The organism is Ammoniphilus oxalaticus, assembly GCF_003609605.1.
Classification (GTDB): domain Bacteria; phylum Bacillota; class Bacilli; order Aneurinibacillales; family RAOX-1; genus Ammoniphilus; species Ammoniphilus oxalaticus.
Genome location: NZ_MCHY01000008.1, coordinates 207,791 through 220,713 on the forward strand (window position 1 = coordinate 207,791; position 12,923 = coordinate 220,713).

Below are 12,923 nucleotides of genomic sequence, written 5' to 3' on the forward strand. Positions count from 1 at the left end.
ACGTCGAACTTAATGCGATGTAGCTTTTTCATTTTCTGCTCCTCCTAACGGTTAAAAATGAAGTATAATGTAGAATGTTGTCAACATTTGAACTTTGTTTCTGTTTGAATTGTTGATAATGTGGGAACCTAAGGGGGAGGAGTAGTGAAATGAAAAGATTTGTTAAAGTCAGTCTTTTGGTTGTAATCGCGTTAGCGGGTTTTTATCAGTTGTATCAGTTCTCTTTGCAACCGACAAAACCAGGCAATGCTGTTATTATAGATATTCCGCAAGGGAGTTCTAGCTCCCAAATCGCCTCGTTATTAGAGGAGCATCACATTATCAAAAATAAGCAATCATTTATTGTCTATTTGCGTCAAACAGGGAAGGGTAGGCAATTGCAAGCCGGTAAGTATCAATTTCAGCCGGGCGAATCGGTGGATCGCGTCATCGATCAATTGGCCAGTGGTCAAGTGTATGTCGATTCGATTGATGTGACCATACCCGAAGGATGGACCGTGAAACAAATCGCGGGATTATTAGCCGAAAAGGGTTTGGTCGATGAGAAGAAATTCTTAAATGAAGTGAACAAAGGGAGCTTTTCTTACCCATTTGTAAAAGACATCCCCAAATCCTTACCTTATCGCTTAGAAGGCTATTTATTCCCAAAAACATACCAATTTCAAAAGGAATTATCTGAGCATGAGATTATCGATCGGATGTTGGCCCAGTTTGATAAAGAATACAATCCCGCTTGGAGCGAGCAACTAAACAAACACAACTTTACGATTCATGAGATGGTCACGTTAGCCTCGATTGTAGAGCGGGAAGTAGCGGTTGCGAAAGAGCGACCGATTGTGGCGGGGGTTTACTTTAATCGAATTCAACAAGACATTATGTTGCAGGCGGATGCGACTGTGCAGTATGGGTTAGGCGAACAAAAGGATCGATTAACTTATAAAGATCTGGAATTGGACCATCCTTATAATACGTATAAACACAAAGGATTGCCCCCTGGACCGATTGCCGCTCCAGGGATCTCAGCGCTTGAAGCCGTCGTTAACCCGACATCCCATGAGTTTCTCTTTTATGTAACAAAAAAGGATGGGTCTGGGGAACACTTTTTTTCGAAAACATATCAAGAGCACTTAAGAAATATTGCGGTTAGCAAACAAACCGCTCGATAGCGATGTTAGATCGGTTTGTGTTAAGATAAATCAAGTTTTGAAATGCAAAGACATAGGAGTGTCTTCGTCATGATTGTATATGAGAATATAAATCGTTATATTGAGCAAATGGTTCCTGAACGGAATCATCTGTTGAACCGTCTTGAACAAGAAGCGGAGCAAGAAAAAATTCCGATTATTCAACTGTCCAGTATTCAATTCATTCGAACGTTATTGCTTAGTCATAGACCTAAAAAAATATTAGAGATTGGCGCGGCGATTGGTTATTCAACGATTTGGCTTGCTCAGGCGGCGCCCGAGGCAAAAATTACGACAATTGAAATAGATCAAGAAAGAAGCCAACGGGCTCTGTTAAATTTTAAAGAGGCCGGAATATGTGATCGTGTCGAGTTGGTCGTCGGTGATGCAGGGGATGGTTTACCCGAAGAGTTGCGGTTTGATTGTTTGTTTTTAGATGCCGCAAAAGGCCAATATAAAAACTATATCGATCTTTACTTACCGCAACTTGAAGTTGGCGGAATTATTATCTGCGATAATATTTTATTTAAAGGATTAGTTGCCGAAGAGCATGTAGAACATAAACGATGGGCCCCAATGGTCAAAAAAATTCAAGCTTTTAATTGCTATTTAGTCGAGCATCCCCGTTTAGAAACCTCATTTATTCCGATTGGGGATGGACTGACGTTTTCGGTTAAGAAAGGTGAATGACATAATGATAAAACCAGAGCTAGTTACGCCTGCGGGCAATATAGAGGAACTCACGCGATTATTAGACGCTGGCGCCGATGCGGTCGTTGTTGGAGACGAAGCGTATTCCTTACGGCTACCTGGCGTTCTTACTATGAAGCAACTTGAACGGGCCGTATTAGTGACGCGTGAACGCGGCAAGAAAATTTATGTCGCCGTCAATGCCTTGTTTCATAATGAAATGTTGAGTGGATTAGACCAATATATTGAAAAGTTGCGTGAACTTAAAGTGGACGCGATCGAATACGCCGATCCAGCCGTATTAATGGTTGCGAGGGAAGTTGCTCCAGATTTAACGTTACATTGGAACCCTGAGATTATTGCGACAAGCGCGCAAACGTTGCAATACTGGCAGACAAAAGGGATCAAGCGAGCGTGGTTAGCGCGAGAGTTGAATATGGAAGAGGTTATTGATATTAAAGAGCAATCTGAACTGGAAATTGGCATTCAAGTTCATGGTGTATCTTGTATCTTTCATTCAAAGCGTCTGCTTGTCGATTCGTATTTTGATCACCTGGAAAGCGACGCAAGAGAGGAAGGAATAGATATAGAGCGGGGCTTATATCTGAAAGAAGAGAAAAGAGAAGATATTACCTACCCAATATATGAAGATCAAAGCGGGACACATATTTTGAGCAGCGATGATATTTGTATTTTAGACCATTTGGATGAACTGATTGATTCTGAAATAGATAGCTTTCGCATTGAAACATTATTAAAACCAATCGCATACAACGAGGTCGTCACACGGGCTTATCGGCAGGCTATCGATTTATATGTAGCTGACCCCGATCAATATTATGAAAAGATGGATACGTTATTGGCTTCCATTGAAGAATTTCAAGATCCAAAAAGACCGTTAACGACTGGCTTTTTCTTCAAAGAGTTAATTTTTTAAAGTGAGGTGAGTTGGATGAGTAAGACAATGGAACAGGCGCAACCAATTAAGCGTGGACCTATTTTACAAAAGCCAGAAGTTCTGGCTCCAGCGGGTAACTTGGAAAAACTAAAAGTTGCGATTCACTATGGAGCGGATGCTGTTTATATCGGTGGTCAACAGTTTAGCTTGCGAGCGAACGCGGATAACTTTAGTTTTGAGGAAATGAGAGAAGGGGCCGAGTATGTTCATGCCCATAACGCAAAAATCTATGTGGCGGCAAACATCATTGCCCACAATGAGGATATGAAAGAGGTGGAAGCTTACTTCGCCAAACTATATGAGGTTGGAATCGACGCTGTGATTGTCGCCGATCCCGCTCTAATTGAAAGTTGCAAACGAGGCGCTCCTCATTTGGAAATTCATCTGAGTACGCAGGCTTCTACGACCAACTGGCAATCAGTAAAGTTTTGGAAAGAAGAAGGTATTGCCAGAGTCGTGCTTGCCCGTGAAGTTTCATTTGAGGAAATTCGGGAAATTAAAAAGAATGTAGATGTGGAAATCGAACAATTTATTCATGGCGCGATGTGCCCGGCCTACTCTGGTCGCTGCGTGCTTTCTAATCATATGACAGCCCGTGATTCAAATCGCGGCGGTTGTTGCCATTCTTGTAGGTGGAGCTATGACATGTTCGAAGATCCGTTGCAGCAAGCGACCGAAGAGGAGTTTCCTTTATTTACAGAAGGGGAAGCGCCGTTTAGCTTTAGTTCCAAAGACTTGTCAATGATCGAGCACATACCCGAGATCGTTGAATCAGGCATCGATTCTCTAAAAATTGAGGGAAGAATGAAAAGTATTCATTATGTGGCAACGGTGGTCAACGCGTATCGCCAAGCGATTGATGCTTACTGCGCCGATCCAGATGGTTATCAGCTGAAGAAAGAATGGCTGGAGGAGGTTCATAAAGCGACCCATCGTTCTACGACAACAGGTTTCTTTTTCGATACGCCGAGCGCAGTAGATCATTTATACCAAGAAGCTGAAGTGTTGGCCGAATCTGAATTCGCGGGAATCGTGTTAGACTATGACGCCGAACATTCTATCGCTTCAATTGAGCAAAGAAATCACTTTGCTGTGGGACAGACCGTTGAATTTTTCGGTCCGAATGGTTTGTTTTTTAGACAAACAGCGCAACAAATGTGGGATGAAAAAGGTAACAAGATCGATCGCGCCCCACATCCATTAATGGTCGTAAATTTGAAAGTTGATCATCCCGTTAGTCCATTGGATATCATGCGAAAACTTGAGGATAAATCGTAATTGAACCGAATGAACACCCCATTTTCAGGCAACAATGTTGGAAATGGGGTGTTCTTATGTCTAAACCAATCAAAAATGCAATAAAACGCAGAATTGTTCTAATTTTATTTTCTTTTGTATTACTATGGGGTGGATTAATCTCGAGGTTGTTTTGGATTCAAGTGGTTGATGTTAAACAATTTTCAAAACACCGTATTAATCTAATAGAAGAAGCTGTTTCCCAGCGAAAGCAAGCCATTGTCTTACATACGGGAAGAGGAGATATTAAAGATCGCGACGGCGTATCGCTGACGGGAAGTGAAGTGGTCGGAGTCGCTGTCTTTCCGTTAGTTCGTGGTTATTTGGAGGAACAAAAAGTTTCGGAATTGGCAAAAATGCTTTCGATGGATCCAAATACTTTATTGAAATTTATGGAGAAGGTTAAAGAACCTACTTTCCTTCGTGATTTTCCAGGGAAAGTAATCGCGCTGAGTGAAGCTGAAGTTAAACGTGTCGAAGCATTGAAGTTGCCAGGTGTGCTGGCTCTGCCGATTACGGAGAGATATCAAACAGATGGGATCGCGAATCATCTGATCGGCTATATTAGTCAAAATCCAGATTGGATCGCGAAGCATTACGCGGCTGAACTCAAAAGTGGTGAGATGAGTCGAAAAAGTTTAGTTGGCGCGTCAGGTTTGGAGCGCAGTTTTGATCGATTTTTGCAAGGGGTTGGACCGACAACGGTTTCGTATTTCGTGGATGGAAAAGGCAATCCGCTGAATGGGTTAAAGTCCCGCCTGATTCAACAAGATAATCAATTTTATCCGTTGTCATTAATTACAACGATTGATCGCGAGTTGCAACAAAAAGTAGAGCAATGGATGGAGGAGCAACAGATTGAACAAGGGGCGGCTGTCGTTCTCGACGCAAAAACGCGAGAGGTTTTAGCGATGACAAGTTTGCCTGCATTTCATCCTTCACAAATTGACTTAGAGCAGGGGAACTGGGTGAATCACGCTCTGAAACAAACAGCGCCGGGTTCGATCTTTAAGACGGTTTTAGCTGGAGCGTTGTTGGAAGAAGGATTGGTTACGCCTGAGGAGAAATTTCATTGCGAAGGGGAGTATGGTAAATACGGGTTTTCCTGCTGGAAAGATGGGGGCCATGGTCAACTCACGTTTTCTGAAGCGTACGCTGAGTCCTGCAACATTGCCTTTGCCGAGGCTACATCCCGCTTGTCCCCCGAAAAAATAGAGGAGTATTCTAAAAAAATGGGGTTAACGCAAGAAGTGGGATGGCAACAACAACCCTTTTATAAAATGGACTCATTTAAGCAGTTTTCTGGTGAAAATCGCGGTCAAATTTTTGCGTCGGGTACAGACAAAAATGACGAAGGGGTGTTGATTCAAACAGCGATTGGACAACGCGATACGCAAATGACACCGCTTCAGGCGGCCAACATGGTTGCGACGATTGTGAATGGCGGGCAGCTCGAAAGTGTTCGCGCGGTAAAAGAGATCCGATATAAAACGGGTTCTTTATTTCATTCTTTTGCGGCAAAGCAAATTGAAGGAGAGCGGATTGACTCTTATACAGCCTACCAGTTGCAAAAAATGATGGAAAGGGTTGTGCAAGAGGGAACAGGACAGGCTCTGCTTGACGCAAAATGGAAGCTTGGCGGGAAAACAGGCACAGCCCAAATCAACGAGGGGAAAAATAATCAATGGTTTATCGGTTATGGTCCTGTTGAGGACCCACAATATGTTGTGGCCGTAGTCGCTGAACGCGAGAAAAAGAACGCTTCCAATAAAGTTATCCCGATTTTCAAAAATATAATGGATGAACTTGCCGAAAATCGCGAACAGAAAAAAGAGGGATCCGAATAATCGATCCCTCTCTGAATCAAGTTAATCTTGTTGTTCGCGTGGTTTCCTATAAAACTCGTTGAACAGTTTCATTAACGCTCTTTTTTCAATTCTTGAAACATAAGATCTCGAAATGCCAAGTTCTTTTGCAATCTCACGTTGTGTTTTCTCTTCTTGTGTTTCCAATCCGAAGCGACCGATAATAACTTCTCTTTCTCGTTCATCAAGAATGTGAATATGTTGATATATTTTGCTCTTTTCAATTTGTAATTGCACTTGATCCAGCACATCGTTTATATCTGTTCCGAGTACATCGATTAAGCTTATTTCAATTAGATGCGCGGTTTATCTGTATGGGTTGGGTTATTGGGGAATTTTGGGGTAAAGCACCAATGTGAAGTGATCATTGCTCTGTTCTTTCTCTTTCGTATAAATTGCATAATTAAGGACAGATTTCAGGAGGTTGTTTTTATCCGCTGGATCATCCGAGTGATTGTAAAGCGCAAGAATTTGTTCAAAATTTGGAATGAAATCTTTTTTAACTTTTAGACGCTGCTTTTCAGCTTGCAAATCTTTTTTTGCCTCTGCAATGGCCGCGTTCGTATTTTCAATTCGTTTGGTAAGTTGTTTAGCTCTTTCTAGATACGTAGGTTCATCATAGATGCCCTTTTCTAAAAGGTCATGTAGGCGGTTTTTTTGGTTGTTTACTTCATCCAATTCACGTTCAAGCGTTCGCAGCGCCTTCTCTTTAATTTTAAATGTTTGATTTGGGTCATTTTGCTGATGATGTTCAATCCAGGTCGTCCAATCCGCTTTATAATCACGAAGCCAGTCTGTTAAAGCATGTATCAAACGTTGTTCTACATAGGTAAACCGACTGCTTTTCGTTGGGCATTGCGTATTGTAACAAATGAGGTGCGGTTGTTGTCTTGTATACGCGCGTAAGACCATCGCTCCATTGCAAAGACCACATTTGATTAAGCCGGCCAATGGGTTTGTTAGTCGATTGGTTACTTGATAAGGAACATGGTAGCGACGTTTTAGAATATTTTGCGCCTTCTGATATTGCTCCACAGAAATGAGCGGAGCATGTTTACCTTCGACATCAATCCATTCCTCTCGAGGTCTTGTTCTTGTTTCATATGCGACCCCTGGCTCGGTAGCCTTTACTGTCTCTCTTTTTTTCCATTGGATTCGACCGATATAAACAGCGTTTTTTATAATATTTAAGACAGCTGATGAGGTCCAACGTCTGCCTGTATAAGAGGTATGGCCTAACCGATTCAACTCGTTCGCAATTCGATTTCCTCCCATTCGAACGCGCGGATCGTCATGTGTGTACCAGTCGTAAATTAGTTTTACAATCGGGGCCTGATCAGGATGTGGAACAAGCGCGCGTTCTTTTTCCGTTTTATGGATGACATATCCATAAGGAGGATGGGCCCCAATGTAATTTCCATCTTTTACAGATTGAACTCGACCTCGTTGCATCCTTCGTGTAATTACTTTGAGTTCACGCCGCGCCATAAAGGCTTCAAATTCTGTGTATTCCTCATCCCATTCGTTATCTAGGTCGTAAACTTTGTTAGGGGTAATAATTTTTGTTTTCGATGTTTTGAAAGCGCGTAAGATCGTCCCTTGATCGATCATATCGCCGCGACCTAATCGATCAATATCCATGACTAACACTGCATCAAATAGTTGATCTTCCACCGCCCTAAGTAGCTTCATCGCTTCAGGTCGATCCATAATTCGTTCTCCCGACACAACTTCTTCAAAAATTTGTATCACTTGTAATTTCATTTGATTGGCAACTGAGATTAGTTGACGTCGGTGTTTTGTAAGCGTCTCGCCTTCCCCGCGCGCCTCAGCTTCTAGATCGGCTCTTGATTTACGTAAATAAATCGCGATTCGTTCCATCGTCACCCTCCTCTAAGATGTAGACTTGGCTAGACATTCCTTTAGTAGATATTATGATGAAAAGAAGATGACCATTCATGAGTTGACATAGCCAGTCTGTCTGAGAGCGATGCTTCGTTGTTCGTAGTCGAGATTGTCATTTATAAAACAATGATTGATGTTAGTTGAATTTTTTTATATTATCATAATTATAAAAGAAGGTGGTAAGGACGTTCTTCTTATAACGTGGCAAGCATACATTTTGTTTCAGAGGTGATAAATGCATGCGGGAACGGGAACAAAATTATGATGCCACATACCATGTTGGAAACACGAGGGTCTACGTTGTGGCCCCAACTGTCACAAACGAAGAGAAAAGCCGCGTCCTTGCTAACTTTCATCAAGCTGGTTGGAACATCCTTGAAAAACTACATCGGGAGGAAGCGAGGGAGTAGCGTTAGCATCGACAATAATTCTGTCAATTTAGAAAATAAAAAAGATTTGACATTTTCGTGAAGTTGATTATAATTACTTATAACATATTGAAAAAGTGAATAAGCTTTTTAACGTAATTTGGAGGAGCCTGTCACCAAGGCTCCTCTATGCGTTTTTTAGAAAGCTATTCCATTTTACTAAATAAAAGAGGGGAGGGATCATGTATGAAGCGCGCATAATGCGCTTATAACACCTCAGTTTTCGTTTCGTTGAAACCGCTACCAATCCCGTGTGTATAACCTTGCTCTGATTTATTCCGAAAATAATGTATAGGAGGTAATATGCTTTGGTAATAGAATTCATACTACAAATTTCGATTGTTTTACTTGCAACTAAAATTGCTGGTCATATAAGTGTTCGATTAGGGCAGCCGTCTGTATTAGGTAAAATTATCATTGGTATTATTATAGGACCGGCCTTGCTTGGTTGGATCCAAGATACACAAATTATCGCTGTGTTTAGTCAGATCGGTGTTCTTTTATTAATGTTCTTAGCAGGTTTGGAGACAGATTTAGATGATTTAAGTAAAAGCGCGAAGTCCGCTTTGTTAATCGCGCTTGGCGGTGTTATCCTGCCGATCGCTATGGGCTACGCGGGATCGCAAGTGTTCGGTTTTTCAACAGGCGCATCCATATTCATGGGATTGTTATTAGCGGCTACTTCAGTTAGTATATCGGTTCAAACGTTAAGAGAGCTCGGCTGGTTGAATACAAAGGAAGGTTCTGCATTACTAGGCGCTGCCGTATTGGATGATGTGATTGTTGTTATTCTAATTGCGGTTGCAATGGGCTTCTTTGGTGAAGGAGATGCCAATATTGGATGGCTTCTCGGACAGCAAGTCATATTCTTTGTTGTCATTTTTGCAGTTGCTAAATTGTTGTTGCCTAAATTTATTCAGTTATTTGCTAACTTCCAGGTAACGGAGGTTACTTTAAGCGCCGGACTCATTATCGCTTTTGCTTTTGCGTATTTTGGAGAAATGCTTGGAGTTGCGGGAATTATCGGTACATTCTTTGCGGGTATTGCTATCTCTACAACGAAATTCAAAAAGGAAATTGAACAGAAGACTGAACCGATTGCAAATGGAATTTTTGTTCCGTTCTTCTTTGTCAGCATCGGGTTGCCTGTTACATTTCAAGGAATCGGCAATCAAATAGGATTTTTAGTTATCTTTTCGGTGATCGCGTTAGTGTCCAAGTTTGTCGGCTGTGGTCTTGGCGCGAAGCTTTCAGGATTTAGCATGAGATCTTCCATGGGGATTGGCTCTGGGATGATATCAAGAGGTGAGGTTGCCCTAATCTTAGCGGCAATGGGATTAAGTAGTGGTTTAATACCTGCTGAATATTATACCTCAGTCATTATTGTAGTCATCTTGACGACATTAGTCACACCTCCATTGTTGAAAATCTTCTTTGGAACCCGAACTGAAGATGCGGACAGTGAAGTAGCTATGTAGTAAACGAAATCTCGTATAACCTGGTCAGATGAAATTAAACGAACAATCTAGGTGACTTTATAAATGAAAGGTAGATATTATATGCCAACATGCCAAAGTTGTAAAAGAAAGTGGACTTGGAAAGAAACAATAAAAACATCGCTAGCTTTAAAAGATAGTAGCATGAACTGTCCACATTGTAGTAAGCTACAATACTTAACGGCAAAATCAAAAAAAAGAAGCACCATGAGTATGTTTTTTATTATTGCTCCACTTGCTATATTTTTTAACGACTCACCTTTCATTGGCTTAGTAGCTTTAATTGTGACTTGTTTGTTGTTTATGGGAATTTGGCCGTTTTTAATTGAGTTGTCAAATAAAAAGGAATCGCTTCGTTCCAATTCTAAATCTTAATATTCGATCGTTGCCTTCGACGCCTGCGTCGGAGGTTTTTTTGTACATGTAAAGCGTTGATGTTTATTCATTACCTTCCTTGTCTGTGCCAATCGGATCGTGTAAGGAAACATCCTTTCGTGTCTTCTTCAATGAACGCAAATGCATTAGGATCTCGTTCTCGATACAGCGGGCTGCATAAGTAGCTAATTTTGTCCCCTTATTTGTTTTGTAACTTTCGATAGCCTTAATGAGCCCGATCGTACCGATTGAAATCAAGTCTTCGCTGTCTTCGCCTGTGTTTTCAAATTTCTTAACAATGTGAGCAACAAGGCGTAGATTGTGCTCGATCAACATATTCCTGGCAAATTCGTCTCCGCCCTCCAGCTTTTGTAAATACTTTAATTCATCATCATCGGGAAGTGGTTGTGGGAAGGCATTGTTCTTAATGTACGAGATAAAAAGAACCAACTCTTTAACGAATAAAGAGATGGCTGTTAAAAATCCAGGCAAGGCTTTCACCTCCAACATAGGGAACTGATATAAGCCTATGTGATGAACAATTTGTCCGTGCCTGTACAGCCCAAATTAAATCTATTTATGCGCGCGCATACGTGATGCGGTATGTGTGCGCATAGGGTGTGAACATGTTAATATAGAAGCGAATAAATGAAAAGAAAGGGGGATGAAAAGAATGAGTATTGTCTTGAAAGTGGATGGGATGTCTTGTGACCATTGCGTACAGACTGTAGAAGGAGCGCTTCGTAAATTAGGAGCGAACGGAAAGGTTAATTTGGTTGAAAAAACGGTAGCGGTAGATTACGATGAAGCGAAACTTTCGCTCGATACGATTAAACAAGCAATTGAGGATCAAGGTTTTGATGTCTTATAGCGGTACTGAAAATGGCTCAATTTACATACGCTTTATATGCCAAGTATAAAAAATAAGTTCCATTTGTCAAAAACTCAAAGGACAACCTTTGGGTTTTTTTGTATGAAGATGCGCTATTTTAATGTGGCCATATCCCCAGTTTATAGGTATAGTAATGTTAATAAGGTATAAAACGGAAATGGAAAAATTAGATCTATTTACTAAAGATAAATTGGGAAGTCACTTCCTTTGGGGAGAGGGATAAATGGGATTTAGTAGAGCTCCGATCGTTGTGATTGGCGGTGGCATATCGGGAATAATGGCAGCAAGAACGTTAATCGATTCAGGAGAAGAGAATGTGTTGTTGTTGGAGCGAAGTCGCGACTTAGGCGGGAGAATGACGACCAGAGAATTTGCGGGAGCGAAATTTGATCATGGCTCTCAATATTTTACAGCTCAAACGGAACTCTTTAAAAAGGTTGTTGCCAATTGGAAGGAATCGGGTTGGATTGAGGAATTTTCAAAGGCGAGTAATAGTTTTATTGGCAGTGGCGGAATGACCGCCTTGATTCGCCAACTTGCAGACCCGATTGATTTTTGTTTAAGGGTGCGAGTTACGAAAGTGCAGCAAGGGCGAGGGCGCTGGATTCTTCGATGGGTATCAGAGGGGAAACCTTATGTGCCGCAAACATATAAAGAGGTCGCTAGCGATGAAGTTTACGATCCAGGCGGTGGGGCAAGTATCAACGCCCGCGCTATCATCATGACAACCCCCGTTCCGCAAACGATGTTCTTGTTAGAGCAAGGGAATAACGAATTAGATTCATCGGTTAAAAGCTTGCTAGCCACGATTGAGTATGAGCCCTGCTTGGCGATTATGTTTACAATAGAGGGAGATCATTTACTCTCTAGCGGATATGCTGGAGGGGATTTACCCGATCCATTGTACAGCATTGTCGACAATAAAAAGAAAGGGATTTCTCCGATTCCATCTTTAACGATTCAGGCTAGTGAAAGCTGGTCTAAGCAAAACTTTTGGAATACGAGCGATGAATTAGCCGCGGAATTAACGAAAGCGGCGGAACCGTGGATTGGAAAAGTAAACATCGAAGAAAAACAAGTGAAAAGATGGACATTTTCGCGGGCAAAACAAAAAATAAAGCAGCCCTTTTTGGATGCTGGCTTTGAATATCCGCTTGTATTCGCGGGAGACGCGTTTGGGCAAATAGATCAATCCGGCCAATTGGGCGGGGTGGAAACAGCGGTATTGTCTGGTATAGAAGCTGCCAACTACTTGTTGGAGCAACTCAAAAATTAAGCAGAGTGAAATATGTCACTGCGAAACGGGTTTGTTTACGATAAGATGAAGTCATCCTAACTGTGGGGTGATAAATATGGGAACATGTGAATATTGCTATAAGACGGTACAAGGTGGACAGTCGTTTGATCATTGGATTTGTATGGATTGTAAAATGAAAACCAAAGCGGAAGATCAGAAAAAGAATGGTGAGGAAACGACTCGTTAATGAATAGTAGATCCAGTCAATGAGACTGGATTTTTTGTTTTGAATAGTCTGAATATTCGTGAAACTTGTCGAAAGGTTTACCTAGGCTTGGGAGTAAAAGCGTGGTAAACTCAAGTTACAAATTTCCAACCACCATAAACGCTATTTTAAAATACTTATCCTGACTTAATCTAGATAATCCAAAAGAAGTGTCAGTGTCTATTGTAGCTGTGGATTGGAATGGAAATACAAGGGGAGGAGATGCTAGAGACCGATTCAAACAGTTAGTTCGATAAAGTAATTCGTCACCCTGTTTACCACTTCATTTATGAAAGCGCTTTTTTTAAAGCGCTGGTACCGAAAAGATTTCT

Annotated in this window: 13 protein-coding genes and 1 pseudogene; 11 read left to right on the forward strand and 3 right to left on the reverse strand. The window is 41.4% G+C overall.

From position 1 onward, the window contains the following. Positions 1–149 precede the first annotated feature (149 nt). The 5 genes from mltG to BEP19_RS07235 all read left to right on the forward strand — a co-directional run bounded on the left by mltG (position 150) and on the right by BEP19_RS07235 (position 5,975). Positions 150–1,166, forward strand: a complete 1,017-nt coding sequence (gene mltG / locus BEP19_RS07215) for an endolytic transglycosylase MltG (RefSeq protein ID WP_120189177.1) — start codon at positions 150–152, stop codon at positions 1,164–1,166. A gap of 69 nt (positions 1,167–1,235) precedes the next feature. Continuing rightward, positions 1,236–1,874, forward strand: coding sequence for an O-methyltransferase (locus BEP19_RS07220; protein ID WP_120189178.1), 639 nt, complete (start codon positions 1,236–1,238; stop codon positions 1,872–1,874). Between the two features lie 4 nt (positions 1,875–1,878). Continuing rightward, the gene (locus tag BEP19_RS07225) at positions 1,879–2,811 is read left to right on the forward strand and encodes a peptidase U32 family protein (protein WP_120189179.1); all 933 of its coding nucleotides are present in this window, start codon (positions 1,879–1,881) and stop codon (positions 2,809–2,811) included. A gap of 15 nt (positions 2,812–2,826) precedes the next feature. Further along, positions 2,827–4,110: a peptidase U32 family protein gene (locus tag BEP19_RS07230; RefSeq protein WP_120189180.1), complete on the forward strand. Its 1,284-nt coding sequence runs from the start codon at positions 2,827–2,829 to the stop codon at positions 4,108–4,110. 56 nt (positions 4,111–4,166) lie between these two features. Beyond that, positions 4,167–5,975, forward strand: coding sequence for a peptidoglycan D,D-transpeptidase FtsI family protein (locus BEP19_RS07235; protein WP_120189181.1), 1,809 nt, complete (start codon positions 4,167–4,169; stop codon positions 5,973–5,975). Between the two features lie 21 nt (positions 5,976–5,996). Here BEP19_RS07235 and BEP19_RS07240 read toward each other — a convergent pair whose 3' ends face one another. Beyond that, positions 5,997–6,230, reverse strand: coding sequence for a sigma-70 family RNA polymerase sigma factor (locus BEP19_RS07240; protein ID WP_245983418.1), 234 nt, complete (start codon positions 6,228–6,230; stop codon positions 5,997–5,999). Between the two features lie 87 nt (positions 6,231–6,317). Next, positions 6,318–7,874: a recombinase family protein gene (locus BEP19_RS07245; RefSeq protein WP_120189183.1), complete on the reverse strand. Its 1,557-nt coding sequence runs from the start codon at positions 7,872–7,874 to the stop codon at positions 6,318–6,320. Between the two features lie 263 nt (positions 7,875–8,137). Between BEP19_RS07245 and BEP19_RS17610 the strand changes: the two genes are divergently transcribed. The 3 genes from BEP19_RS17610 (at position 8,138) to BEP19_RS07255 (ending at position 10,197) form a co-directional block, all read left to right on the forward strand. After that, a complete protein-coding gene (locus tag BEP19_RS17610) occupies positions 8,138–8,308 on the forward strand; it encodes a hypothetical protein (protein WP_170145300.1) in 171 nt (56 codons plus the stop codon). 332 nt (positions 8,309–8,640) lie between these two features. Next, positions 8,641–9,804 carry a cation:proton antiporter gene (locus tag BEP19_RS07250; RefSeq protein ID WP_120189959.1) on the forward strand — a complete coding sequence of 388 codons (1,164 nt, stop codon included), beginning with the start codon at positions 8,641–8,643 and terminating at the stop codon, positions 9,802–9,804. Between the two features lie 63 nt (positions 9,805–9,867). Continuing rightward, positions 9,868–10,197, forward strand: a complete 330-nt coding sequence (locus BEP19_RS07255; protein ID WP_120189184.1) for a TIGR04104 family putative zinc finger protein — start codon at positions 9,868–9,870, stop codon at positions 10,195–10,197. Positions 10,198–10,263: 66 nt separating this feature from the next. Here BEP19_RS07255 and BEP19_RS07260 read toward each other — a convergent pair. Beyond that, positions 10,264–10,689, reverse strand: a pseudogene (locus BEP19_RS07260) (sigma-70 family RNA polymerase sigma factor); the annotation flags it as partial. A 181-nt stretch (positions 10,690–10,870) separates the two neighbouring features. Between BEP19_RS07260 and BEP19_RS07265 the strand changes: the two are divergent. The 3 genes from BEP19_RS07265 to BEP19_RS18150 all read left to right on the forward strand — a co-directional run bounded on the left by BEP19_RS07265 (position 10,871) and on the right by BEP19_RS18150 (position 12,573). Next, a complete protein-coding gene (locus BEP19_RS07265; RefSeq protein WP_425452735.1) occupies positions 10,871–11,068 on the forward strand; it encodes a cation transporter in 198 nt (65 codons plus the stop codon). Between the two features lie 244 nt (positions 11,069–11,312). Continuing rightward, positions 11,313–12,365 carry an NAD(P)/FAD-dependent oxidoreductase gene (locus BEP19_RS07270; RefSeq protein ID WP_120189186.1) on the forward strand — a complete coding sequence of 351 codons (1,053 nt, stop codon included), beginning with the start codon at positions 11,313–11,315 and terminating at the stop codon, positions 12,363–12,365. Positions 12,366–12,441: 76 nt separating this feature from the next. Then, complete coding sequence (locus tag BEP19_RS18150) at positions 12,442–12,573, forward strand: hypothetical protein (RefSeq protein WP_281269286.1); 132 nt, start codon at positions 12,442–12,444, stop codon at positions 12,571–12,573. Positions 12,574–12,923 lie beyond the last annotated feature (350 nt).